Raw genomic sequence first — 22,930 nt, 5'->3', positions numbered from 1 at the left:
AGTCTTTAGATGGCCAGTTGAGCCAAGCGATCGCGAACCTAAACCACAGGAAGTTCGGCGACGTCTGAACCCATTGACGAGATAACCGTCTTGGCAAAGGTAGCTTTTTCTGGGGCACTGAGTGCTTGCAGCGATCGCCAAACGCCTTCAGCTTCGTCGCCAAGCTGATAGTCGGCTGGTGGAACAAGCGTATTGCGTTCGCTCAAAGTTTGAGCAAGTTCATACCAGAAGGCAAGCTGCATATTGCGATCGAGGCTGCTGTAGCCACGGCCAAACCGAGTATCTGCTCTGGCGACAATGTCGCGGATGATAGCGAGCTGGTTGGACTGATCAACCTGAAGCAGATCTTGCAAAAAAAGCTGCGCGGTCTGAGGGGTGAGCTGCTGAGAAGTTTCGACAGACTCGGCTTTTTCCATCTGACTAAAGGTTTGCCAGAGAATAGCGAGCTGGTCATCTACGGCTAATTGCTTGAACTGTTGTACGAGAGTTTCCATAGTTTAGTGTTTAGGGGTTAGGGATGACGGTGGGGTGGTTAAACCGATAGTTCGATGGGTGGATTTGAGGGATAGCTGTTAAAAAACTAACAGTCCCTGAGGGCGTCTGCATCCGGCGAAAGGTGGGGGCAATCCTTTGTCTACCCTTGCTTAAGACCAGGGTTTTAAGAAATCGGGATAGAGGGTTAAGCCACCGTCGATAAATAGAGTTTGACCAGTAATATAGCTAGCTTCATCGGAGGCTAAAAAGGCAACAGCGGCAGCCATTTCTTCGGGGTTGCCGACTCGACGCATCGGAATGTGAGATTCTACCCTGGCTCGCTCATCGACGTTATTAGCCCAATCGTTGATAGGCGTTGCTGTAGCACCGGGGCCAATTGAATTAATGCGAATGCCTTGCGGTGCATACTCTAGGGCTAGCGTCCGCGTCATATTTTCTAAGCCCCCTTTGCTAATGGAATAGCCGACATATTGGGGGCGAGGGATAATTTCGTGAACGCTGGAGTTGTTGATAATCACCCCCGGTTTAGCCTGCGCCAAAAAATGCTGGATGGCTCGGCGGGCGCAGAGGTAAGCCCCTTTGAGGTTGACCCCCAGCATTCGATCAAATTTGTCGAGGTCAATTTCGTGGGAGGGGCCTTGCATTTGAATGCCCGCGTTGTTGACCAAAATGTCTAAGTCACCAAAGCTGGCTAGGGTTTGCTCAAACATGTTGGCGACATCGTCTGGTTGAGAAACGTCGGCTTGAATGACTTGATCTTTAACGCCGCATCCTTGAATTTGCTCACAGGCTTGATCAATGAGCGCCTGGGTTTGGCGAGCTTCTTCTTCACCGCTGTAGTAGTTGATGGCCACGTTAGCGCCTTCTTGGGCAAACCGAACGGCGATCGCCCGTCCGATGCCAGTAGACGCTCCCGTGACCAAAACGTTTTTGCCCTTAAGCCCCTTCATAAAGTTTTTCCTGTTAAAGCCGTGCATCAGCATACTGTGCAGCTAAAAATTGCACCTCATGCTACAGGGGTAAATCGTTAGCCCTAGAGGTTAATAGGCGGCAGGGCGTATTCTTTCCACTGGCGATGATGGCGCTCTACGATGAAGGGACGCAAGATGATTTTGACGGGTTGACCCGCCTGAACATCGACTCGCAAAAACGAGAAGGGATGTCGCTTTTGCGAACCGTGACCATTGCGTCCGGCAAAGCAGTGAGACTTGGCCACTATTTGGGGCTGGTCGTCAGCCAAAATTTCGGTGAGTACAGCGCCTTCGGGGCGCTGTCGCCGTAGACTGTAGCCGCTACCGCCGCAGACAACCCAGTTGAGGTTGGCATCGGCGTGTCCGGTGGCTTCAGTGCGGAGGTATTCAAAGCAGTGGGCATGACCTGAAATGACTAAATCAACTAATGGTTGATCGGGTGGGCGATCGCCTAGCGCCTGCTGCACTTGGTCGAGCACCTGCCGCAGCCGATAGCGAATGGCTAGGGTTTGACCTTGGTACCACTTTGTTGCTTCGGTGACGTAGGGGGGATGATGAAAATACAGCACCCGACCTCTAACGGCGGGATCTTGCCAAGATTCGATGAGGCGAGTTTGCAACCAGTGGAGCTGCTCAGTATCGACATCAGACGAGTTTTGGTCGGCGTTGAGCTGCTTTTCAATATCGCGAATTTGTTCTTCGATTTGCTCGACTTTGCTGTAGAGGTCGTTGGCTTCGTCACTGTCGGCAGCGTCGGGCTGGCTTTCTAGGTCTGTTGCCTGGTTGAGTAAACTTTGCTGAGTGGCTAAAAGCTTTTGACGACGGGCAATCAACTGCTGATGGGTAATTTGCCAGACTTCTAGGTCTTCTAGCGGTAGGGGAGCGTTAAACGTGTTGGAATCGAGCGCAAAAAAGTCAATACCGCCCACACGAAAGCTGTAGTAGCGGTTGGGCAGACGGGTAAAGTGACCTGGCTGGTAGCGGAGACAGCGCTGGGTTGAGGTTTTGGCAGTGTAGTGGCGATCGAGGTGACGGGCTAGGGGTTCGCCGTCTTTATTCAGCAAGTAATCTAAAAAGGCTTTGGCATAGGCGTCACCTTTGCGCGAACCGTGCCAGCCGACATCGAGATCTAGCTGATAGCGCAGCAGTCGCCGTACGGGTAAAAAGGTTTGGGCGATCGCGCCAAAGACAAAAGGCAGGTCGTAATAGTCGTGATTGCCCGGAACAGGCAAAAAGGGATAGTTAAAAACCATGCGATCGTAAGCGATCTGCTGAGGGTTTTCACCACCGACTAAAAACTCGCGGTAGGGTCGAATAAAATTTTGCGGATACTGCTCGCTAGAGCCTACCAAATAGATAACGTCGCCTGTGTGGAGAATAAAGCGACAAGCCTGCTGCTGGCTCAGCAAACTTTTGGCCACTCGGCGTTGGGGGTTGTCGCCCCGGTGGTACCCTGAACCGCTATCGCCAATGACTAAAAAGGAAAAATCAGGATTATCCAGTTCAGCCCCATCAATAACTAGCTGGGTCTGATCAATCTCGCGTTTGAGAATAAACGGATGCCGCCAGCGAACTCGCTCTTTCATGCGACTAATCTTCAAAGCGATCGCTGGATCGGTTACCAGTTTCATTCGGTCGAAAAATAGAAAATTTTTTTGGATATAAAACTCGGTGAGTGACAGGTCAGATTTTGTCTACCCTGGCCTTAATAGCAGCGTGACCGAGTTAAAGCGCTTGAAAGCTAGACAAATATAGCTGAATAAAGGGTTGTGGTAAAGCACCCTGACGTTAATCTTAAAGTTGAGCACCCTGTTGGGCCGTAAAGCACTTTCTTAAGCTAAGCAACGGGCTTTGGCACGATTGTCTCTGACATACTGAGCTACCAGTTGTTGAGCTTCTAGCTCAGAAGAAACCAGATAGTTAATAGCAAACCGATGACGGGGGCCTTGGCGACTTACGGTGGAACTGGGTTCCCAAAGCTTTAATCGCAGCTTGCCGTTGGTGTTAATCAGTTGATAAAAAATAGTGTGATTTTTCATGGTCAATAAGGCTTTGACGATTTAGATAAATACTAATCACATCAACTCAAGAAAACCTCTACCTTTATGAGTAAGTTGCTTGCACCATCTGACTTTAATGCCAACTAATAGTTATCTACAAAGTAAGCTCAAATATTACGTAGCTCAGACCGCTATTTCATGATTTTTGTGGCTTATTTTTAAGAGGTTTTCATAAATAGGTTTTTGATTTTAAAGTTATTGTAAACCTGTTGTTTTTTAGGAACTTTTGTCAGCCAAGATTTTAGTAAACTGACGAACGTTATGACAGATCCCAGCTAAAAAAGAGCTTTTTATCTGGTAATTTGGGCGATCCCCTGCCGTCTGATAGAGGGCAAAAGGATATATCTAGAGACAGACGCTAGTGAACAGTTATCTCCGATAAGCTGATTAAGCGTAAAGAGAAGTTTATGAAATTCACTCATAAACCTCTGAAAAAACTAAATCTAAAAGTGTAAAGGAGAACAATATGTCTGAAGCAGATAAAGAAGGTAAGCAAACTCCGTTAGAACCCGAATCTCGTCGTACGGGTCAAGGTGAGCGTGATGCTGATGTTCGCGAAGGTGCCAAGCCTGAAGCGCCTGGTGACAAAGGCAGAAAAGCCGGATCTCCTAACCAGGGAACTGAAGCTCGCTAGGTCAACCCTTGAGCAACGGTTAGATTGACGACTGACTGACTGAGATCAACAGCTTCTCTCAACTGAGGGAGGCTGTTTTTTTGTAGGCGAATCGTCGGACGCAAGATCGTCTGCTGATGAAGATTCTTCTTGGTCTTGAGCGGCAATAATAGCTTTTTGGCGGGCGATCGCGGCTTGGTGCGCTAACTCACCTCCCAACCCGGAGTTTCGCTCATCTAAACTGGCTAATACGTCGGAGCGGCCATACAAAATGAGCGTATCTTTGGGACGCACAAAGTAATGCCCTTGAGGTACGCCAATATAGCGGCCACTGTGCCGCTGAATGCCTAAAATAATAATGCCTTCCTGGTTAAGCCGCAGAGCCGATAGCTTTTGATTGGCTAACCAATCGCCTTCCTCAACGGCAAACTCTGTCACCCCATAATCTCCCACCAGCCGCAGCAAACTGACATAATCTCGCACGTCGAGCTTCGTGTACTTTTTCAAAATCCAATAGGTTAGGCGAGCAATTAATCGATTTGCCCAGCGGCTACTGGCTAATAGCCAGATAACGCCCAAACCGACGGCCAATAGCAATAGCCGCTGCCCCCAGTTGACATTGCCACCGTTGTCTAAAAAAGTCAGCATCAGAGACGAAATGACCGTGGCAATCCCCACATTTCCCATTAGCATCAGCACCATAATGATGCGTCGCCGTACGGGGTGGTTGACCATTTTTTCAGATTCTTGAGTGGTGAAGCCAGCATTGGTAAAGGCAGAACGAGCTTGAAAACGCGCAATCCCGTGAGAAAGCCCGGTATGAATGAGGGCAACGGTGGCAACTCGCGTAATCAACATAGAGAGGGTTAAAACCAGCAGCAAAGATAAGACGGCAGCCAAAACGGTACCTCTGAAATAGGGATTAGCTCAGACGGAAAACAGGAGCAGCCAAAAGCTACAACTCGTCGTCTGGAATTGTCTTCTGGCAAAGGTTAGATATTTAATCTTGATTTGGCAGGGATTACGGTAACCGTTTGCTAAATCACTCTTTAGTCAGAGGCTTTATCGGCGCTTGAGGTGGATGAAAAAAAACAAATTTTAGTTGACGATCCAGACAGCGTTCTGACCGACTCAAAATTTTAGAATAAATCGATGTTAAGACAAAATGCTTCGAATGTTCAGCCTATTGGGCAGCTAAATTCTAGCTATTTTTTACTAAGCGCGATCGCGCTTGCTGCAACTACTTTTACAACCGGATTTGGGTTAACGCGTCATTTTATCGCTCATCAGGCGATCGCTGCCAACACGACCATCCCAGGCAAACAGTTGGCTCAACAGCTAACCCCAACCATCTGGAAAAACACTAACCTACAGCTAACTGTAGCTAACAACCGTTTACTCGTGGCCACTCCCCCGTTTGCTAGCTCAGAAAAAGCTCACCGCTGGGGCGATCGCTTTGCCACTACAGAAGCAGCAAATTTCAGCTTTTAAACACAAATTATTCAGCTATTTAGAGAGTGTTTGAAAAGCCAATAGTTATGATTTTAGGTAATCATCGATCTTCCCTACTACCCGCGAAAAGAGGGGATCGGCTCGGAAGTCCCCTTTTTTAAGGTGGATTTAGGGGGATCTAAGCCGTTTTACTACACAGCAGATATTTTTCAAATATCCTCTTAAGTCCAAAGGGTGATGCAAAGCAGCAAAAATCTATCGATAAGCCGTTATGCCAGCGTGAAGAAATAAATAAGCTAAGTTAACAATCCGTTTGATTGTTTGTGCATATTGAAAATATCCAGACTGATGAATTTGAAGTTTCTGACAAAGTCATTTCCACTCACTTTATTTGTATTAACGCTTTCAGCATCAACCGCTTTGGCAGCTCCCCCAACAGCAGCCCTTTCTGCTAATAGCAAGCAAACGGCTGAGCTAAGTGATGACGCTAACTATGACCAGTACATGCGCTTAGGTTATGCCGCGCAGCAGCGCGATGACTACCAGGCAGCAGCAACTTACTTTCGCAACGCGCTTTACTTTAACCCTAACGATCGCGCCGCCATTATTGCTTACTGGAATGTGGTAGACGCGATGAACCAAAGCGGCCAAAATCTACCCGTCTATGACCAGTACATGGAGATGGGATACGACGCTACGGATGCGGCAGATTACCAGACAGCGCAAAACTATTTTCAACAAGCGCTGCAAGAACGGCCAGGAGATTATTACGCCACTCAGGCTTTGCGCAATGTGCAGACTTATTTAGCCGTTGGGTCAGGCGCTGATGCCACGGTGGGTCAGGCTGACGCCGCTGTACCCCCCACGACGGCTTATAGCGGCGAAACCACTTACGACCGTTATATGCGCTTAGGCTATGCGGCTCAGCAACGCGAAGATTATCTCACGGCTCGTTCCTACTTTAGAAGCGCTCTCTATGAACGCCCGAACGACCGTCAGGCCACTATCGCCTATTGGAATGTCGTCAACGGTTTACAAGACGGTGATGCCGGATTGGGCGCGGTTACGGGGGAAGAAACGGCCTACGATCGCTTTATGCGACTGGGTTACGATGCAACTGAGCGCAGCGACTACGCCAGAGCGCTCGATTTCTTTCAGCAAGCGTTAGCCCAACGACCCGACGACTATTACGCTACTGAAGCGATCGCAAACGTGCAAACTTATATCAATCGATAGGCTCAGCCAGCGATCGCCTGTTACCCTCGGTAGATGACGGTTCCTCTTACTTTCTATACGGTTTGGAAGTACTCAAACACTGGGGTTCTGGATGAATTCTCAACAAGCCAGTTGGATAGAAACGGCCAGCCGTTTAGGGATAGCTGTAAAAGGGATTGTTTACGCCTTGATCGGTCTATTGGCCGCGCAAGCAGCTTTGGGCGTAGGTGGCAAAACGGCTGATACGAAAAGCGTTTTGACCACTGTTTTGGGTCAACCTTTCGGCCAATTAATGTTGGTTTTAATTACAGCCGGGTTGTTTGGTTATGCCATTTACCGCTTTGCGGGTGCTTTTTTAGATATTGAAAACAAGGGCACAGACGGCAAAGGGTTGGTTCAACGCTTAGGCTATTTGTGTAGCGGCGTCGTCTATGGCGGCCTTGGCATCAGTGCCATTCAGTTATTGATGGGATCAGGTAGTTCTTCGGGTGAAAGCTCAACCCGCGATTGGACTGCTAGGCTGATGTCGCAGCCGTTTGGGCAGTGGTTAGTTGCTACCGCTGGTGTGATTACGCTGGGCGTTGCCTGCTATCACTTTTATGAAGCTTTTTCGGCCAAATTTAGACGACATCTAAGCTGGGCAGAGATGAGCGCCAACGAGCGAACCTGGGCCATTCGGCTAGGGCGTATGGGGCATACCGCTAGGGGCATTACCTTTGTCATTATCGGCGGCTTTTTGATCAAAGCGGCCATTACAGCCAATCCTGATCAGGCACGGGGGCTTTCAGGAGCGCTACAAACCCTAGAGCAGCAAGCCTATGGGCCTTGGCTGTTGGGGTTGGTGGCCTTGGGGTTGGTGGCCTACGGTATTTATCTAGAAGCCAGAGCCCGCTACCAAAAAATTACAGTCAACTAAGTAAGATTAATCAGCACTGCACAACTAATGATGAGTTTCAAGCGCTTGTGGCGGTTGTTAAAAGAAACCTTCCAGGAATGGCAAGCCGACGATGCTTCGCGTCTGGCAGCGGCTTTGGCTTACTACACGGTTTTTTCCCTGGCTCCATTGCTAATTTTGGTGATTGCGATCGCTGGTATGGTTTTTGACGCAAGTGCAGCGCAAACCCAAATTATCAATCAAATTCAAGGCTTAGTTGGCCCAGAAGGCGCTTCTGTGATTGAAACCGCGCTGCAAAACGCCAATAGCCCAGCTTCTAACAGTGGTCTAATTGCCACACTGATAAGTTTGGGCGTTTTGCTATTTGGGGCGTCCGGTGTTTTTGTGCAATTGCAAGCTTCGCTAAATCAGGTTTGGAATGTGAAAGCTAAGCCCACTGAAGGAGTAATGAACCTAGTGCGCAAACGCTTTTTGTCATTTGCCATGATTTTGGTAATTGGCTTTTTGCTATTGGTTTCGCTGGTGCTGAGTGCGGCGTTAGCGGGGCTGAGTGCGGTTTTAAACGGGTGGATAGGGAGTTTGAGCTGGCTGTGGCAAATTGTTAATATTGTGCTTTCGATTGGCGTGGTTACTTTGCTTTTCGCCATGATTTTTAAGTATTTGCCGGATGTCAAAGTCACTTGGCGAGACGTGACCACAGGAGCGCTGATCACAGCCGTTTTGTTTACGTTGGGCAAGTTTTTGATTGGCCTTTATTTGGGCAATAGCAGCTTTGGCTCTACTTATGGCGCAGCCGGGTCGGTTGTGATTTTGCTGGCCTGGATTTACTATTCAGCTCAGATCTTGTTTTTTGGCGCAGAGTTTACTCAGGTTTATGCTAGGCGGTATGGTTCGCAGATTGTGCCCGACGAACATGCGGTACGTACTTGAGCGATCGCTTGGGTGCCCCAAAAGCGGGTTGACCAGATTTTAAATAATTCTAAATTTTGTCACGTTTGCTGATTTGAAGGCGCGGCGGCTAGATTTGATCGCTGCTGGCGGCTAGAAGGTAGGTAAAATCAGCCCTCAACTGCGGTTGGCGGTGGCGGTGGTTGCTTTTTATAGTGCGCAGCAAAAAATCTACGATGAGCCTCCTAAAGCCTTTGTTGCTAGCGCTGGGGCGATCGCCAGGTTGGGATAGTACACCCTGTGAGGGGGTTGCATCAATGCTAGGCTAAGCTAATATTATTTTTAAAAAATGCATTGTCGCGCTTAAGAGGTAGCAATCATAGTCAAGCAACAGCTGATTAACCGCCAAATCAAATCTCCTCACGTTCTTTTGATTGACCATGAGAATAACAATCGCGGTTTAGTAGATACTCGCGATGCTTTACGGCTGGCTGAAGAAGTGGGTCTTGACCTGGTAGTGGTTTCCCAGGGTAAGGATTCTCCAGTTGCTAAAATCTTGGACTATGGCAAGCATCAGTATCAGCAGAAAAAGCGACAGCGCCAAAGTTCTAAACCGACGGTAAAAGAAGTCAAGCTTCGCCCCAACATTGGCGAATCTGACTACAAGCTACGGATTGAGAAGGCTATTCAGTGGCTCGGCAAAGGAGATTCAGTCAAGTTTTTGATTCGCCTGCGCGGTCGGGAACACCAGCACCGCGATCGCGCTGCCGAACTGCTCGATCGGGTAGTTCAAGATCTAGGTGAAGCAGGCAAAGTCCAATCGCTCGATAAGCGAGCTTTGATGGTGCAGGTCATTCCTGGCTAACTGCTTTTTCCCTAATGCTGTAGCGCTATCGTCAACGCCGATTGCCGCTAACAGCTTTGCAAACAAGCTGAGTAGACAGCAGCGGGGTATCGTCCTGGGGCTTGTCTACTCTTTTGCTGCTGTCGCTACCCGCGTTGAGATGCTCAAATAGCCGCAAGCCTCCGACAGAAAAGCTTTCCTTCTGCCTTCAGCCATCGTTTGGGCGGTTACTGTGTCGCTGGCATGGCTTGATACGGCAAGTGACGGTAGTACTTGGGAAAGGTATCTAGCCGGACGTGGAGCCAGTAGACACCTAGCCCGGATGTGCTAATCCATAGCGGTTGTCTACCCTGTTCGTTTAAGAGCTGGCTAGCCCTACGGCCAACGGTTGCCCAGAGGGCATGAACTTGTTGCGTCGGTGCCGATCTTAAAAAGGCTGCTAAATGCACATAGTGTTGCTGTTGGCTGTTTTGGCAAGGAACGACCAGTAACGTATCGCCCTTTAAGTTGGGGAACGCCTCAACCTGATCGCATGTTTCGGGGTGAATATAGTCGGCGAAGGCTTGCGGTTCGGCGTTTGCTGTGGCTAGTTGAGGACTGTCAATAACGCAGCATTCAAAGGGGTGGAGCAGGGTTACTTCGCTTAAAGGAGGCGTCTCCCAGAAGAAAGCCGCATAAGGTCTATCGGCTAAAAACTGGCTAAATAGCTGGCGCAGGGCTGGCGTTTGTTGCCAGCCTGATAAGACATCGCACCAGCGCAAAACCTCCTGTGTAGCCGCCTGAGTTAGCCATAGCCGTTGGCGATCGCCTGCAAGTGCTTCGCTAAAAATCGCAAATTGACCCTGCTCAGAATGGTTCGGAAAAGTCATAGACAACTTTCTCAAGAGGACGTGATCAAAGGATGGTTGACTTTTAGCGTGGCAGGCTAGCGTTATCGCTGGATTAAGGCAATAGCGTGGGGGCGTTTGGCGACTTTTCGTGATCGACATCACTCGCGGCGGCTGGGCAAATCACGCTGCTCTGACCCATGTGTCACGCTTTACTGGCAGTATTGTCACTCTAAGACCACCCTGATATCACGGAAATTTTCGCTTAAACCCTCAATACTTAGATCATCCCCCCAGATTATCGGCTCTACCACCTATGTACGCTCAAACCACACTTCCGATTTCCGCGCTTGAACAACTGGTTGACGAAATTTGCCTTTCTCGCAAGATTACTCGTCAGCATCAGTGGTTGCTGATGCGTCTGTTGGGTAACCAGTCGGCGTTAAGCTCGCGGCAGTCAGTGTTGGTGAGTAAGGTACACGAATGGTTACGGCAAGGTCGTATTCGCGTTGTTGATTAATTCATTATTTTTCGGAGTCTGCTGTCATGGCAAAACCCAGCTGCGCCCCCCTCAAAAACAATCCATTTGTTTCCCAACGGGATCCGATAACGGGCAAATGGCAGGTGATGTTTCCGCTACCCAAAAGCGTCTCTGCTCATCCCAAACAGCGGACTCAATCACCTGGCTAACTGCGCTAGGGTGATGCTAACGTCCAGTGTGGCGTACAGCTTAGCTAAAGGCAGAAGCATGAGGCTAGAGGGCGGAATAAACGCTTTGGCGTCAGGGCTTTTAGCTATTTGAGGGGCTTAAGGCGGGTGATGACTGCTATATATCGGTTCAGCAAGCTAGCTATGAGCGCTAGCAGGGCTAGAGGGCAGCAATAAGGGCTGATAACGCTCTATCTTCAGAAGGGGTGACTTTGCGATCGAGCAGTGCAATGCTGACCGCTTTGGGTAAGGCCACAGCCGCGACATCGTCTTCGAGCGTTTCCATCAGCAAGTCTAACGATTGCGGCACTTTAAGAGCCGCTCCAATGCCTGCAATCAGAGACGCTTCAAATCCCATTGTTTGTAGCTGCGGCTCAATAGCTGACCAGTCAAGAGATTCTTCAGGATTACCCACTTGAATCACGTAGGCAAGCAGTCGTTGTAGCTGTGACTGCTGTTTGGCCGTAAACCCAGCGATCGCCTGTAGGTCGCTTTTTTCGCTGGCGTCGCAGCGCAGATGTTGCAGAATTTTTTCCCAATCGTTCCCGTCACAAGCATCTGGCTTGCCAACCGTTAAACTTACCTGAATTTGGTGGGCATTGGCGGCTAGCTGGGTCACTTTTGCTTCTACGCCCAAGAACCCTAGCCACTGGGCAATGGTTTTCACCAAAACAGGGCGAGTTGCGTGGCTACCCGCTAAAAGCCGAATTTGGGTTCTTACCATCGGACGGACAATTTGAGTCAGCATAAGCGAGAACTAAGCCAGAAAAAAGACTTCTGATTTACAGGTTAAAACAGCTCAGCTTTACCGTCTGGCAATCTGCGCACAATCTTAAGAATAGTGAAGTCATCGGCGGGCAACGAACCGCCAACGGTTAGAGGCTAGGTGGCCATCAGCGGCGAAAAGGGTTGCCGGGTAGGGGGGTGTGAGGGCTTCCAGTGAATTTCAAAGCGCTGATCGACAGGGTTACCAGCGCTGTCGATGCGGCGGACGACGACCTCGTGGTGGGTATTGACATCCGCCTCGCTAAAGCGGTGGTTGATCAGCCGCAACTCGTCTTTTCTAAGAACAAAACGACCAGCCGCGTCATCAATTAAAGAGTAACGATAGGACTCGCCTGTATACAGATCGTTTGTGAGTAAAGTGACTACCTGCGTTTCCCCTTCTAGGTTAGCGAGCGACTCACCGCTGGGCAAACTGGCCCACAAGACTCGATTGGTGCTGCTACGAACGACGGGCGATCGCCGTTTGGGGGGGCGGCTGAGTTTCGGCAAAATTTCGACCTGGCGCAATTTACCCAGCTTTTTCCCTAGACGACTGAGGTGGATCACGCTGCCGGAGGTTTGCTGGGCAATCAAAATCCAGCCACCGATATGCACAATTCCCCAAACCAAAATCCAGCGTTCTTTGGGATCATCTTCGCTTATATCTGCGGCAGCGAGGGGTGTCAACGGCAGGGGCGGCTGGGTGGTGGGACGGTTAACGGGGGGTAAGGTATTCACCTCACTGGGTTCGAGAGCTGCTGTCGTTGCTGGCAGCGGCGGGGCGGTTGCTGCGATCGCTGTTGACAGCGGCGGATCGGTTAAAGCTCTAGGCGGCTGAGGCGCTGACCCCGCTGGGGTGGGGCTAGGTTGGCTTAAAGCGGCCCAGGTTTCAGCCCCTACAATGCCGTCTGGGTTGAGTCCTTGGGCTTGCTGAAAAGCGATGACGGCTGAGCGGGTGAGCTGTTGATAGCGTCCATCGACCGGGCCGGGGTTGTAGCCTAGCTGTTGTAAAACTGTTTGCAGTTGCCGCACATCAGTTCCCTGGCTACCGATTTGCAAGCGCGACTGGGGTGGCGGGGCGGTTGGTGGTGGGGTGGCCGCTGGTGAGCTAGCAGCCGTCGCTGGCGGTTCCGGGGGGGCAGTGGCCTTGGTTTTGGCGGTGGCAACCGCTATTTTTTCGGTAAATTTTAGGCTGGGGGTAGCCGCCAACAGGTGAACAGCCGATTGAATCGTCTGCGTAGGCGACCAGTCAGGAGTTAGGGTGGCTTCTGGAGCAGGGCAGCTTGAAATCGGCTGAGGCAAATTGGCTGCTACCGGATGGGGGCTACAAAGCGTTGGGGAGGTAGCAACCGCAGTTGGGGTTGAGGGCTGGGTGCAGTTTGTGCAGCTAAGCAGCCAGAAAGCAGGATCAAGCATAGATCGGGAGACGGCTATGTCCTCCGGAAACAACTGAATTTGGTAGGCACCCAGTCATCTCACTGATGGCGATTGGTCGTGGGCGATCGCCTTGATTTTTCTCTTTAATCTAACCCTGTTTGAGCGGCAGGTTAGCCCTGGAGTCGCCTCAATTAGCAACCGTATTCGGTTTGTCTTGACCTGTGCGGGCGGTTACTTGCCCCCGCGAGACGCCCCTAGACCAGCCGTTTTTTGCTGCTAGTGCTGACTGAGCGATCGTCTTTTGGCAATCTTAGCAGACTCTATAAACTACAACACCCCTGCAAAAATTCAGTATGGATTCGGCGAAGCTAATCGTTTTCTAACTTTAAGGCTTGTCGCAGCGATCGCCGCATAATATCGACTGGAGCTGGTTGCCCTAGCCAAATTTCTAACGCGGCTGCCCCTTGTTGTACCAGCATTTCTAACCCGTCAATTGTTTGTAAGCCTTGCTGGGCAGCTTGTTTGAGAAATTGGCTGGGGCTGGGCGTATAGATTAGGTCATAGGCGATCGCCTGGGGGTTGAGGGTAGCGGCTAAGTCCGCAGATAGCGGCGAAGCTGCTATCTGCGGCGACATGCCTAAAGGGGTCGTGTTGATCACTAAATCTGCCTGGGGTAGAAGCGTCGCCAAGGCCGTCCACGGCTGCACCGTCAAGGGGGGTGGCAATTTTGCTGATTGCCAGCTTGCTTCAAACTGCGCCAGCTTTGCCGGGTTGCGGCCTACTACCTGAATCGCTGAGCAGCCAAGCTGGGCACAGCCAGCGACCACGGCTCTAGCAGCCCCGCCATTGCCCAAAATTAAAGCCGTTTGCCCGCGCAGATCATGCGATCGCAGCGGGGCTAAAAAGCCAGTGATGTCGGTGTTGGTACCGCTCCAGCCTTGCTCGGTTCGCCAGACGGTATTGACAGCCCCTACTGCCTGAGCCACATCAGAAACTTCACTCAGCAAAGGCATAATCTGCTGTTTGTGTGGAATTGTGATGTTAAACCCGCGTAGCCCAATTGCTTCAAAGCCTTGAATAGCTGCTCGTAAGCGATCGCTGGGCACTGGCAAGGGTAAATAAACAAAGTTGACGCCTAAAGCCGCGATCGCTGCGTTATGCATCACAGGCGAGAGAGAATGTTCGACGGGCTGGCCAATGACGCCCAAAAGTTGAGTCGTTCCGGTAATCACATGCAAACTCCGACGGTGGCTTTGGATCAACTCTAGCGAATAATGGCAACCTGACTCAGCGGCGGCGGCTGAGCGGGGGGGATGGCGTATGCCAGAATCAAGGCAGGTTGATTTGAAAGAAGGTATGCAACAAACGCCGCTGGCTGGGCGATATCAAATTATTCGAACTTTGGGCGCGGGGGGCTTCGGCCAAACCTACGTCGCCGAAGATTTGCAGCAGCCACAGCGCAACCGCTGTGTTGTGAAGCAGCTCCAGCCTGCCAGCCGCGATCCTAAATTTTTACAAGTGGCTCGCCGCCTGTTTGAAACAGAAGCCAAAACGCTGCGGCGGCTCGGTCAGCACGAGGGAATTCCGCGTCTGCTGGACTTTTTTGAGGCGGAGGAAGAATTTTATCTGGTTCAAGAGCTAATAGACGGTACACCCCTCAGTTTAGAGTTCAAACAAAGCGATCGCCTTACTGAAGCGGCAGCCATTGAGCTACTGCGAGAGATTTTAGAAATTCTCCAATTTGTTCACAAACACCACGTTATCCACCGCGATATCAAGCCTGAAAACATCATTCGGCGGCGCAGCGATGGCAAACCTGTGCTGATCGATTTCGGTGCCGTCAAAGAAATCAATACACAACTGGCTACCGGACAAGCCACTACGCTGACGGTCGGCATTGGTACTCAGGGCTATACTCCTCACGAGCAGCTTGTGGGCAAACCTCGCTACAACAGCGATCTCTATGCTCTGGGCATGACGATTATCTATGGGTTGACCGGACGGCTCCCGGCTGATCTGCTTGAACATCCCCAAACGGCGGAGGCCATTTGGCAAGACCAAACCACCATTAGCGCTGGTTTGAAAGTCTTGCTCAGTAAGATGGTGCGCTATTCGTTTTACTACCGCTATCAAACGGCTGAAGATGTCCTCAAAGATCTCGATCGCTTAGATTCGCTGGCTCACGAAGCCATTACCCTGCACAACGGTACGCTTCCCTGGCTAGAAAGCCCAGAACCATTACCCCGTCGCTTGCTCAAAGGACTGCGCCACACGGCTATTGCCAGTTTGGCTAGCCTTAGCCTGATTTTAGGCATTCGTCAGATCGGTGGCTTTCAGCCGCTAGAGCTGAAATTTTATGACTGGCTGGTGCAGCAGCAATCTCGGCTGGTGCCAGATACGCGGCTGCTGGTGGTAGAAATTACCGAAGCTGATTTGCGGCAACTACAGCGATCGACCCCTTCAGATCAGACGATCGCTCAGGCGATTAATATTTTGCAGCAGCATCGGCCTAGAACGATTGGACTCGATCTGCACCGAGAAATTCCGCAGCCCCCCGGTCACGAAAATTTGCTAAAGGCTCTCCAGGCCGACAATACCATTGCCATTACCAAAATTGGCAATGATCCAGCAGAAACCATTCCCCCGCCGATGGCAATCCCCCCTGAGCGAGTCGGCTTTAACGATTTTCCGGTGGATGCAGATGGGGTTATTCGCCGCAATTTGCTTTTTGCCAGCGAAAGCGACGATCCGGCGGCACCTGTGCTCTACTCTTTTGCCCTGCGGTTGGCGCTCCAATACCTCAAAAAAGAAGACATTGAGCCTCAAGCCCAGCCCGATCAGCCTGACTATATGCAGCTAGGAGCGGCTGTTTTTTATCCGCTGCGCTCTCGCTCAGGCGGGTATCAAACTGTTGACGATAAAGGCTACCAAATTTTGTTAGACTACCGCACCCCGGCTGCTGTGGCTCCTCAGCTTTCGCTAACGCAAATTCTCAATCAAGACTTTGAGCCAAGCTGGGTGCAGGATAAAGCCGTTCTCATTGGCATGACGGCTAGCAGCGCCAAAGATTTGTTTTATACCCCCTATAGCGCTATTCAGTCTGAAACGGTGCAGATGCCGGGAGTAATTGTTCATGCTCAAATGGTGAGCCAAATTTTAAGTGCTGCCCAAGGCGATCGCCCTTTGACGCGCTATTGGCCCGAATGGGCAGAAATTCTTTGGATTGGCGGCTGGACAATAACGGCGGCGGCGCTAGCGGGTTGGCTGCGTCATCTGTGGCTGCTGGGTACAGCCGGGGTTGGGCTGGTGGTTGTGATTACAGGAACAAGCTGGTGGTTGTTTAGCCAGCAGGTTTGGCTACCTGTGGCTGCGCCAGTGGGGGCGATGCTGCTGGCTGGCGGTTTGATGATTGTGTATCGAGCTTACCAAAAGTCATCCCCGCCCCTGTCTACAATGCTGGTGCAGCCGACGCTGCCTTATCAAGACTCACACTTGACAGACTAATGGGGGCAGGGTGAGGTTTTTGAAACTGAGCTATTCCCTCAGAATGACGCGTCTAGGTGGTTACTAAACCATGCTCCAGCGCATAGCGCACTAGCTCAGTGCGACTGTTGGTTCCGGTTTTGCTAAAGAGGCGGCTGACGTACTTTTCCACGTTGCGCACGCTGGTTTCGAGGCGGCGGGCGATTTCTTTGTTCATCAAGCCTTCAGCCACTAAATCTAAAACACTTTGTTCGCGAGGGGTTAGATCGATGCGGATGGGGGCTGGCGTTTGGGCGATCGAACCCCGCTGGGTCAACAGAGCTTTGATTTCTTCAATTTGCCGCGCCATTGCCGCGATATCGGGCACATCGCCGCTGGTTTGGGTTTGGGCGGCTCGTCGTCCCATGAGGTTGCTGACGACAGCGACGAGTTCTTCTGGATCAAAGGGTTTGGGAATATAGGCATCGACGCCAGCGTTGTAACCCTGAATGCGATCGCTGGTCATCCCACGGGCAGTCAGAAAAACGACTGGCAGCGATTGAAAACGAGGGTCTTCGCGTACCTGTTTGAGAAAGGTAAAGCCATCGACTTGAGGCATCATAATGTCAGAAATCAGCACGTCTGGCGTAGACTGCTGTAGCTTTTCCCAGCCCTCTTTGGCGTTGCTCGCGACTTGAACCCCAAAACCGCTATCTTCTAGATAGGCTTGAACGGCTTCTCGCAAACCGGGTTCGTCGTCTACTAGCAAAATGTTTCCAGGATGTTCTGATTGATCGGCCATAGAAAGTTCGTATATACCTTTTACTAACCTTAATCTAGCGAAGTTTGGAGCTTCCTCGTCGTTTGATGAGTTGTCTACAACCCTGGAAACTATTGCGATCGCAGCTTGTATTTAACCACCGCTGGTGTCAGGTTCGCCAAGATACGGTCAGACTTCCTAGTGGCGAAATTATTGACGATTACTTTGTCAACGTCCGACCTGATGTGGCTTTGGTCATGCCAATCTTGCCCGATGAGCGCGTCGTTTTTGTGCGTCAGTATCGTCATGGGGTGCAAAAACTGCTGACGGAACTACCCGCGGGCACCTTCAATCCGCAGCAAGAAACCGCAGCCGTTGCCGCCCAACGCGAACTCCAAGAAGAAACGGGCTATACCGCCGCTTGCCTCACCCACCTTGGCACCCTGTACGACAATCCGGTTAAAGATACCAACCAGATTCACCTATTTTTGGCAGAGATGCTGACAGCAGGGACACCGTGTTTAGACGTGACAGAAGCGATCGAACTGGAGCTAATTCCGCTAGCGGATATTCCCCAGCAAATTAGCCAGGGACACCTGCAAGTGGCGGGTACCCTTGCGGCTTTGACGCTGGGAATGCAGGTTATCCAGCAGCGTGCGAGCCTCTAGCTAAACCAAACGTGAATCTAGAGCCTGCTTGAGGAGACTTCTTGAACGGGGGCTGATGGGGTTTCAGTGATGGCGGCAGGTACTCGCTGCATGAGCAGAGCCGCCACCACCAAGCACCCTCCCCCCAAAGCAAGGGCTAAAAGGCGATCGCCCTCTAGCAAATGATCCATAACCCAGCCCAACCCCAACGACAGAACAATTTGAGGTAAAACCACAAACCCGTTAAAAATGCCCATATAGATGCCGCTATCCTTATCCGATAGTCCATCCATGAGCAGCGCATAGGGAATGGATAAAATGCTAGCCCAGGCGATGCCTACGCCAATCATGGCCAGCAAAATTGGGTACTGGTTGTGAATCAGCATGAGGGAAACCAGCCCCGCAGCGCCGCAAAGTAAGCAAAGCGTATGAAGCAACACTCGCCCTAACCGCAGACTCAGCCAAGGAAGCAATAGCGAAAACAGCAGGCAAACCAGGTTATAAAAGGCAATACAAACACCAGCCCATTCAATGCCGTGAGTGTACATCAGCGATGTCTCGTCGCTGGCACCTAAAATGTTTTGTGCTACTGCTGTGGGAAAGTACAAAAAGATGCAGTAAATGCCTAACCAGGTCGAAAACTGCACCCAGGCTAATCGACGCATCAGCAAAGGCATAGAGCCGATGGCTTGCCCAATCGATTGCAACGTAGCGCCTATGCCTGATAGCTGATCAGGTTGAATGGTTTCAAATTCAGCAGGGGGTGGCTCTTCAACTGAGAAAAAAGTCCACAGGGTACCCCCTAAACACAGCGCCGCCCCTAAATAGTAAGACAGCCGAATCGTCAGTGGAATAGCTGCCGACTCAACGGTGCTAGAAACGCCAAAAACGGTACTGAGCAACCACGGTAGAGCGGCTGCTATCACTGCCCCTGAACCAACACAAAGACTTTGCAGGGCGTAGCCTAAAGTGCGCTGCGATCGCGGTAGTAAGTCGCCCACAAAGGCTCTAGCCGGAGCAACAGCAATATTGGTGGTGGCTTCTAAAGCCCAGTGGAGAAAAGCTGCAATCCACAGACCACTGGCATTGGGTAGCAGCACCAGCATCAGCCCGCTAAAAATAGCCCCGACTAAAAAGTAAGGCTGTCGTCTACCCAACCCGCCCCAGGTTCGATCGCTCATGCGACCGACCACGGGCTGCACCAGCAGACCCAAAACGGGTGCCCCCAGCCAAAGTAGCGGAATTTGATTAACAGAGGCTCCCAGATACTCAAAAATGGCGCTGGTGTTGGCTGTCTGTAAACCAGAACTTACCTGGATTCCCCAAAATCCTAGACTGATGTTGAGCAGTTGAGCGTAGCTAAGACGTTTCTGCGACAAAAGAAAAAACCAAGAAGCAACAAAAATCTAGCCTAAGCCAACCGAACTGAAGCGAGCGGCAAGCCTAGCAGATCACACAACTCAACTGATTAACGCTTATAAAAGGGTTTAGGGCAAATTTCAATCACAACTGAAGCGGCAGGATGATCTTGCTGTAGGGATTCGGCCAACTGGGTATTGAGATCTTTAAGAATTTTTTTGAGCTTGATTAGCTCCGCAGAATTGAGATTATAGTCAGCCAGATCTAAGCAAGCTTTGGCGCTGACCAAAACAATGTCTTGCGTACTGGTCGGACTCGTTTCGACAGCAACCAACAGATCTTCGACGACTTGAAGCTGTTCAGGTTTCTTTCTTAAGGTCATGAAACTACTTTTTGTAAAAAATATTAATCATGGCACCAGTTTATTCACTGGCTTAGTAAAACCAATCACACGCAGGGTAGACTTGCGGGGCTGAATCTGGCTTGGCAAGTATGTTTTTGACAAAGCCGTTTAAAGTCGTCACAAAGCCCTGACGTGTAAGGAGTGGCGTTGTGACTTCTGATTCTACGGTGGCGTACCCGGCGGCTCCCTGGCACCTGTCGGGTTCGGCTATCCAAACGGTTCAGCCGATAAGCCTAGCGCGATCGCGCCGCTATATCCCAGCCAACTATGAAATTGTCCAGATTTGGCCAGGATTTACGCTTGGTGGGCTGTATGTGGCTCACTATTTAGCTGGCTCAACGCTGAGCTACCACGAACTGATCGTGATTGCTGGAGTTGTTCGCTATGCCCATAAGCTGGGCTTTTGGATTTCGCACCTTTATGTAGACAACCCAATTTCAGTGGCGGGGGGTCGAGAAATTTGGGGACTGCCCAAACAAATGGCCGCTTTTAGCCGCTCAGAAACGCCTCAGATCAACATTGCGATCGCTCAGGCCAACACTCCGTTTTGCCAGTTTGCGGCGCAAGCGCGACCGCTACCCTTGCCGCCGCTGTACTTGCCTGTGGCGGCTTTTGGTCAACCTTTCGCGCGAACGGGTTGGTTTACAGCCAGCGCTCGGTTTCAGCTACAAAGACTGACGTCTGTACAAATTCAGGTGCCTGCGAGCAGCCCTTTTGTGGGTCTACAGCTAGATTCTCCCTGGCTGGCCTTTCGGCTAAAATCGCTGCAGCTTGAGGTCAACGCACCTCAATTGCTGGACTAAGCTGCTAGTTTCAGTCTAATAGGGGGGCGGATCTCGTTTTACTGCGCTATCTGCCGCTGCGCCCAGAACGAGAGCCTTGAAAGGTTATGGCTGTAGCCACCAGAGTTCAAACACTCACAGAACTGCCAGCCGCTGGCAAAAAGCTTTCCTTTTAGCCGCTGCCTGCTGCCTTTAGCTATAACTCTCTTTTGCTGGGGCAGATCAGCGGCTAAGCGTTCAGACTCACGCTAGCAGCTAAATTCGCCAAAGTAGAAGGCACGCCTATGTCAGTTTCGCCCAAAACCACTCAAGTTTTGCTAGCGGTGATTGCGACGGTGCTTGTGGTTTGGGCACTCAAAGCCACGCATGCTGTGACGATGCCGCTGGCGTTTGCCTTTTTTATCGCTGTGTTGGTTCATCCTTTACAGCGATCGCTCAATCGTCGTTTACCCCGCTGGTTAACGCTGATTGCCATTTTGCTACTGCTAGCAGCAGTGGCAGGCGTGGCGATCGCGGCGTTAGAACTCAGCGTCGATTTGATTGAGCCAAAACTGCCGCAATATAGCGATCGCTTGCAGCAAATGCTAACGACGGCCATTGACTTGGCTCGTCAATATGGTTTGCCCATTTCAGACAATCCGCTTCAGGCTCAAGGATCCTCAGGGCAGCTAGCGGGTCGAGCGATCGGCGGCATTCAGTCTATTCTGTCAGCGCTGAGTGTGTTGGTGCTGGTGGTTTCGCTTTTGGCACTGTTGCTTTTAGAGGTAGACGCCTACCGCCAAAAGGTGCGGCGTGGCTTTCCAGATGCGGCCAGCCAAAAAATTATCAACGCGATGGCTAGCATTAGCCGTAAACTGCGGCGCTATCTGTGGGTTATGACCTTTACCAGCTTGCTGACCGGGATATTAACTGGGGTGTGGTGTCTGCTTTTGGGCGTTGATTTAGCCTTTGTTTGGGGCTTAATTGCCTTTGTCCTCAACTTTGTGCCAACCCTTGGCTCCATTATTGCGGTGATACCGCCAACGTTGGTGGCGTTCATCTTTGGGGGGGCGGCTCAGGGTTTGATTACCCTGATTGGGCTAGCCACTCTTCAAGTGATTTTGGGTAACTTTGTCGATCCCAAGCTACAGGGCAATTCGCTCCAGCTTTCGCCGTTCGTAGCGCTAATTTCAATTGTGTTTTGGGGATGGGTTTGGGGAATTGCCGGGGCGATTTTGGGCGTGCCGATGACGGTAGCGCTGGTCGTTTTGTGCGGCGAGTTTCAGCCAACGCGCGGCATTGCGGTTTTGTTGGGGGAACAAGGGACTGACTATACCCCTAGCTGACGCAGTTGAGGCTCAAAGGGTGGCAAAATAACCCCTTTTTCAGTAATTAAAGCGCTGATGTAGGCGGCTGGGGTGATATCAAAGGCTGGATTAAACACCGCCGTTGCGGCTGGGGTAATAGCGCGATCGCCAATATGGGTAACTTCTTCAGCGCTGCGCTGCTCAATTTCGATCTGGTCGCCGCTGGCAAGGGTCATATCGATTGAGCTAAGGGGACAGGCTACATAAAAAGGAACCTGGTGAGCTTTCGCGGCGATCGCCAGGTTATAGGTGCCAATTTTGTTGGCAACATCGCCGTTGGCTGCCACGCGATCGCAGCCCACAATACACAGGTCAACCGTCTGAGTTTGCATCAAATAGCCAGAGGCTGAGTCCACCATCACGGTATGGGGCACACCGTAGGCTTTTAGCTCATAGGCGGACAGGCTAGCGCCTTGAAGCCGAGGTCGCGTTTCGTCCAAATACACCTGCAGCCGCTTGCCCTGTTCATGGGCTATTCGAATGGCTCCTAGCGCAGTGCCATAGTCTACGGTCGCCAGCGCTCCGGTGTTGCAGTGGTGAATAATCGTTGCCCTGTCGGGAATCAGCGATTGAGCCTGCAAACCGATCTGGCGGTTAATTTCCACATCTTCCTGATAAAGCGCTTGGGCGGCTTGAGCCAGTACCCGCCGCAGGTCGTCGGCTGAGGGGGTGAGTACGGCGTCGGCCTGCTGCAACATTCGCTTCAGCGCCCAAGTCAAATTAACGGCGGTGGGTCGGGCTTGCTTAAGCTGATTAGCCGCCGTTTGCAGATCGGCTCGCAAAGCTTCAACTGAGGTGGCTTGAGATTGCTGAGCCGCCAGCACCAGCCCAAAAGCAGCGGCCACACCAATAGCCGGGGCACCCCGCACGACCATATCGTGGATAGCAGTAGCGACGGCACTCGCCGTTGTGAACTCAGCGTAGAGCGTTTGATGCGGTAGCTGGCGCTGATCTAGCAGGCGCAGGGCATCCCCTGTCCATTCAATACTGCGAAAAGGGGTCATAGGAATTGAGCCGTCAGGGTCGTTGGCAGTGCAGTTTAAAAGTCTAACTTTTTCCGT

25 protein-coding genes are annotated in these 22,930 nt (G+C 51.2%); 12 read left to right on the top strand and 13 right to left on the bottom strand.

Annotated features, from left to right (window positions below; translation table 11 throughout):
• Positions 1 to 38 precede the first annotated feature (38 nt).
• The 4 genes from ACTS3T_RS06610 to ACTS3T_RS06595 form a co-directional block, all read right to left on the bottom strand.
• Entirely contained in the window at positions 39 to 494 is a 456-nt protein-coding gene (locus ACTS3T_RS06610) for an orange carotenoid protein N-terminal domain-containing protein (protein ID WP_377961133.1), read from the bottom strand.
• 150 nt (positions 495 to 644) lie between these two features.
• A complete protein-coding gene (locus ACTS3T_RS06605; protein WP_377961136.1) occupies positions 645 to 1,445 on the bottom strand; it encodes a glucose 1-dehydrogenase in 801 nt (266 codons plus the stop codon).
• Between the two features lie 83 nt (positions 1,446 to 1,528).
• Positions 1,529 to 3,097, bottom strand: coding sequence for a metallophosphoesterase family protein (locus tag ACTS3T_RS06600; RefSeq protein ID WP_377961138.1), 1,569 nt, complete (start codon positions 3,095 to 3,097; stop codon positions 1,529 to 1,531).
• Positions 3,098 to 3,298: 201 nt separating this feature from the next.
• Positions 3,299 to 3,505: a hypothetical protein gene (locus tag ACTS3T_RS06595; protein ID WP_377961139.1), complete on the bottom strand. Its 207-nt coding sequence runs from the start codon at positions 3,503 to 3,505 to the stop codon at positions 3,299 to 3,301.
• Between the two features lie 487 nt (positions 3,506 to 3,992).
• On the opposite strand from ACTS3T_RS06595, the gene ACTS3T_RS06590 reads away from it, so the two are divergent.
• Positions 3,993 to 4,160 carry a hypothetical protein gene (locus ACTS3T_RS06590; protein ID WP_377961140.1) on the top strand — a complete coding sequence of 56 codons (168 nt, stop codon included), beginning with the start codon at positions 3,993 to 3,995 and terminating at the stop codon, positions 4,158 to 4,160.
• A gap of 45 nt (positions 4,161 to 4,205) precedes the next feature.
• On the opposite strand, the gene ACTS3T_RS06585 is transcribed toward ACTS3T_RS06590, so the two are convergent.
• Positions 4,206 to 5,039, bottom strand: a complete 834-nt coding sequence (locus ACTS3T_RS06585) for a TrkA C-terminal domain-containing protein (RefSeq protein ID WP_377961142.1) — start codon at positions 5,037 to 5,039, stop codon at positions 4,206 to 4,208.
• Positions 5,040 to 5,291: 252 nt separating this feature from the next.
• Between ACTS3T_RS06585 and ACTS3T_RS06580 the strand changes: the two genes are divergently transcribed.
• From ACTS3T_RS06580 to infC, 5 genes are all read left to right on the top strand, one after another.
• On the top strand, positions 5,292 to 5,630 hold the full coding sequence (locus ACTS3T_RS06580) for a hypothetical protein (protein WP_377961145.1): 339 nt from the start codon (positions 5,292 to 5,294) through the stop codon (positions 5,628 to 5,630).
• A 381-nt stretch (positions 5,631 to 6,011) separates the two neighbouring features.
• Positions 6,012 to 6,827 carry a tetratricopeptide repeat protein gene (locus ACTS3T_RS06575; protein WP_377961147.1) on the top strand — a complete coding sequence of 272 codons (816 nt, stop codon included), beginning with the start codon at positions 6,012 to 6,014 and terminating at the stop codon, positions 6,825 to 6,827.
• A gap of 91 nt (positions 6,828 to 6,918) precedes the next feature.
• Positions 6,919 to 7,722: a DUF1206 domain-containing protein gene (locus ACTS3T_RS06570; protein ID WP_462934861.1), complete on the top strand. Its 804-nt coding sequence runs from the start codon at positions 6,919 to 6,921 to the stop codon at positions 7,720 to 7,722.
• Positions 7,723 to 7,752: 30 nt separating this feature from the next.
• Positions 7,753 to 8,631 (top strand): YihY/virulence factor BrkB family protein, encoded by an 879-nt coding sequence (locus tag ACTS3T_RS06565; protein ID WP_377961014.1) that lies wholly within the window; start codon positions 7,753 to 7,755, stop codon positions 8,629 to 8,631.
• A gap of 334 nt (positions 8,632 to 8,965) precedes the next feature.
• Complete coding sequence (infC, locus tag ACTS3T_RS06560; RefSeq protein WP_377961011.1) at positions 8,966 to 9,454, top strand: translation initiation factor IF-3; 489 nt, start codon at positions 8,966 to 8,968, stop codon at positions 9,452 to 9,454.
• Positions 9,455 to 9,660: 206 nt separating this feature from the next.
• Here the strand turns inward: infC and ACTS3T_RS06555 are convergent, their stop codons facing one another.
• Positions 9,661 to 10,302: a DUF6940 family protein gene (locus tag ACTS3T_RS06555; RefSeq protein WP_462934860.1), complete on the bottom strand. Its 642-nt coding sequence runs from the start codon at positions 10,300 to 10,302 to the stop codon at positions 9,661 to 9,663.
• A gap of 274 nt (positions 10,303 to 10,576) precedes the next feature.
• Here ACTS3T_RS06555 and ACTS3T_RS06550 point away from each other — a divergent pair, with 274 nt between their 5' ends.
• Entirely contained in the window at positions 10,577 to 10,780 is a 204-nt protein-coding gene (locus ACTS3T_RS06550) for a hypothetical protein (RefSeq protein ID WP_377962861.1), read from the top strand.
• 26 nt (positions 10,781 to 10,806) lie between these two features.
• A complete protein-coding gene (locus tag ACTS3T_RS06545) occupies positions 10,807 to 10,950 on the top strand; it encodes a hypothetical protein (RefSeq protein ID WP_377962859.1) in 144 nt (47 codons plus the stop codon).
• Between the two features lie 178 nt (positions 10,951 to 11,128).
• On the opposite strand, the gene ACTS3T_RS06540 is transcribed toward ACTS3T_RS06545, so the two are convergent.
• The 3 genes from ACTS3T_RS06540 to ACTS3T_RS06530 form a co-directional block, all read right to left on the bottom strand.
• Positions 11,129 to 11,716, bottom strand: a complete 588-nt coding sequence (locus tag ACTS3T_RS06540; protein ID WP_377962857.1) for a hypothetical protein — start codon at positions 11,714 to 11,716, stop codon at positions 11,129 to 11,131.
• 134 nt (positions 11,717 to 11,850) lie between these two features.
• Positions 11,851 to 13,149, bottom strand: coding sequence for a peptidoglycan-binding domain-containing protein (locus ACTS3T_RS06535; protein WP_462934859.1), 1,299 nt, complete (start codon positions 13,147 to 13,149; stop codon positions 11,851 to 11,853).
• Between the two features lie 329 nt (positions 13,150 to 13,478).
• The gene (locus ACTS3T_RS06530) at positions 13,479 to 14,348 is read right to left on the bottom strand and encodes a shikimate dehydrogenase (protein WP_377962853.1); all 870 of its coding nucleotides are present in this window, start codon (positions 14,346 to 14,348) and stop codon (positions 13,479 to 13,481) included.
• Positions 14,349 to 14,430: 82 nt separating this feature from the next.
• Between ACTS3T_RS06530 and ACTS3T_RS06525 the strand changes: the two genes are divergently transcribed.
• Positions 14,431 to 16,614, top strand: a complete 2,184-nt coding sequence (locus ACTS3T_RS06525) for a CHASE2 domain-containing protein (RefSeq protein ID WP_377962851.1) — start codon at positions 14,431 to 14,433, stop codon at positions 16,612 to 16,614.
• A 52-nt stretch (positions 16,615 to 16,666) separates the two neighbouring features.
• Here ACTS3T_RS06525 and ACTS3T_RS06520 read toward each other — a convergent pair whose 3' ends face one another.
• The gene (locus ACTS3T_RS06520; RefSeq protein ID WP_377962849.1) at positions 16,667 to 17,374 is read right to left on the bottom strand and encodes a response regulator transcription factor; all 708 of its coding nucleotides are present in this window, start codon (positions 17,372 to 17,374) and stop codon (positions 16,667 to 16,669) included.
• Positions 17,375 to 17,439: 65 nt separating this feature from the next.
• Here ACTS3T_RS06520 and ACTS3T_RS06515 point away from each other — a divergent pair, with 65 nt between their 5' ends.
• Entirely contained in the window at positions 17,440 to 18,000 is a 561-nt protein-coding gene (locus tag ACTS3T_RS06515; protein WP_377962847.1) for an NUDIX hydrolase, read from the top strand.
• A 17-nt stretch (positions 18,001 to 18,017) separates the two neighbouring features.
• On the opposite strand, the gene ACTS3T_RS06510 is transcribed toward ACTS3T_RS06515, so the two are convergent.
• Positions 18,018 to 19,358: an MFS transporter gene (locus ACTS3T_RS06510; protein ID WP_377962845.1), complete on the bottom strand. Its 1,341-nt coding sequence runs from the start codon at positions 19,356 to 19,358 to the stop codon at positions 18,018 to 18,020.
• Positions 19,359 to 19,447: 89 nt separating this feature from the next.
• Positions 19,448 to 19,720 (bottom strand): hypothetical protein, encoded by a 273-nt coding sequence (locus ACTS3T_RS06505; RefSeq protein ID WP_377962843.1) that lies wholly within the window; start codon positions 19,718 to 19,720, stop codon positions 19,448 to 19,450.
• A gap of 170 nt (positions 19,721 to 19,890) precedes the next feature.
• Between ACTS3T_RS06505 and ACTS3T_RS06500 the strand changes: the two genes are divergently transcribed.
• Together ACTS3T_RS06500 and ACTS3T_RS06495 are read left to right on the top strand one after the other, a co-directional pair.
• A complete protein-coding gene (locus ACTS3T_RS06500; protein WP_377962841.1) occupies positions 19,891 to 20,544 on the top strand; it encodes an acetoacetate decarboxylase family protein in 654 nt (217 codons plus the stop codon).
• Positions 20,545 to 20,807: 263 nt separating this feature from the next.
• Entirely contained in the window at positions 20,808 to 21,848 is a 1,041-nt protein-coding gene (locus ACTS3T_RS06495) for an AI-2E family transporter (protein ID WP_377962839.1), read from the top strand.
• On the opposite strand, the gene mtnA is transcribed toward ACTS3T_RS06495, so the two are convergent.
• Complete coding sequence (gene mtnA / locus ACTS3T_RS06490) at positions 21,833 to 22,873, bottom strand: S-methyl-5-thioribose-1-phosphate isomerase (protein WP_377962837.1); 1,041 nt, start codon at positions 22,871 to 22,873, stop codon at positions 21,833 to 21,835. The genes ACTS3T_RS06495 and mtnA overlap by 16 nt on opposite strands.
• Positions 22,874 to 22,930: the final 57 nt, after the last annotated feature.

The organism is Almyronema sp. (genome assembly GCF_052168255.1).
GTDB lineage: Bacteria > Cyanobacteriota > Cyanobacteriia > Phormidesmidales > Phormidesmidaceae > Sphaerothrix > Sphaerothrix epifaneia.
The sequence above is the reverse complement of the archived record's forward strand: the minus strand, read 5'-3'. Positions and strand labels throughout refer to the sequence as shown.

Coding starts and splice junctions, on each gene's coding strand:
- ACTS3T_RS06610 (WP_377961133.1), bottom strand. CDS start 494: ATGGAAACTCTCGTACAACAGTTCAAGCAATTAGCCGTAGATGACCAG.
- ACTS3T_RS06605 (WP_377961136.1), bottom strand. CDS start 1,445: ATGAAGGGGCTTAAGGGCAAAAACGTTTTGGTCACGGGAGCGTCTACT.
- ACTS3T_RS06600 (WP_377961138.1), bottom strand. CDS start 3,097: ATGAAACTGGTAACCGATCCAGCGATCGCTTTGAAGATTAGTCGCATG.
- ACTS3T_RS06595 (WP_377961139.1), bottom strand. CDS start 3,505: ATGAAAAATCACACTATTTTTTATCAACTGATTAACACCAACGGCAAG.
- ACTS3T_RS06590 (WP_377961140.1), top strand. CDS start 3,993: ATGTCTGAAGCAGATAAAGAAGGTAAGCAAACTCCGTTAGAACCCGAA.
- ACTS3T_RS06580 (WP_377961145.1), top strand. CDS start 5,292: ATGTTAAGACAAAATGCTTCGAATGTTCAGCCTATTGGGCAGCTAAAT.
- ACTS3T_RS06570 (WP_462934861.1), top strand. CDS start 6,919: ATGAATTCTCAACAAGCCAGTTGGATAGAAACGGCCAGCCGTTTAGGG.
- ACTS3T_RS06565 (WP_377961014.1), top strand. CDS start 7,753: ATGAGTTTCAAGCGCTTGTGGCGGTTGTTAAAAGAAACCTTCCAGGAA.
- ACTS3T_RS06555 (WP_462934860.1), bottom strand. CDS start 10,302: ATGACTTTTCCGAACCATTCTGAGCAGGGTCAATTTGCGATTTTTAGC.
- ACTS3T_RS06550 (WP_377962861.1), top strand. CDS start 10,577: ATGTACGCTCAAACCACACTTCCGATTTCCGCGCTTGAACAACTGGTT.
- ACTS3T_RS06545 (WP_377962859.1), top strand. CDS start 10,807: ATGGCAAAACCCAGCTGCGCCCCCCTCAAAAACAATCCATTTGTTTCC.
- ACTS3T_RS06540 (WP_377962857.1), bottom strand. CDS start 11,716: ATGCTGACTCAAATTGTCCGTCCGATGGTAAGAACCCAAATTCGGCTT.
- ACTS3T_RS06535 (WP_462934859.1), bottom strand. CDS start 13,149: ATGCTTGATCCTGCTTTCTGGCTGCTTAGCTGCACAAACTGCACCCAG.
- ACTS3T_RS06525 (WP_377962851.1), top strand. CDS start 14,431: ATGCCAGAATCAAGGCAGGTTGATTTGAAAGAAGGTATGCAACAAACG.
- ACTS3T_RS06520 (WP_377962849.1), bottom strand. CDS start 17,374: ATGGCCGATCAATCAGAACATCCTGGAAACATTTTGCTAGTAGACGAC.
- ACTS3T_RS06515 (WP_377962847.1), top strand. CDS start 17,440: ATGAGTTGTCTACAACCCTGGAAACTATTGCGATCGCAGCTTGTATTT.
- ACTS3T_RS06505 (WP_377962843.1), bottom strand. CDS start 19,720: ATGACCTTAAGAAAGAAACCTGAACAGCTTCAAGTCGTCGAAGATCTG.
- ACTS3T_RS06495 (WP_377962839.1), top strand. CDS start 20,808: ATGTCAGTTTCGCCCAAAACCACTCAAGTTTTGCTAGCGGTGATTGCG.
- mtnA (WP_377962837.1), bottom strand. CDS start 22,873: ATGACCCCTTTTCGCAGTATTGAATGGACAGGGGATGCCCTGCGCCTG.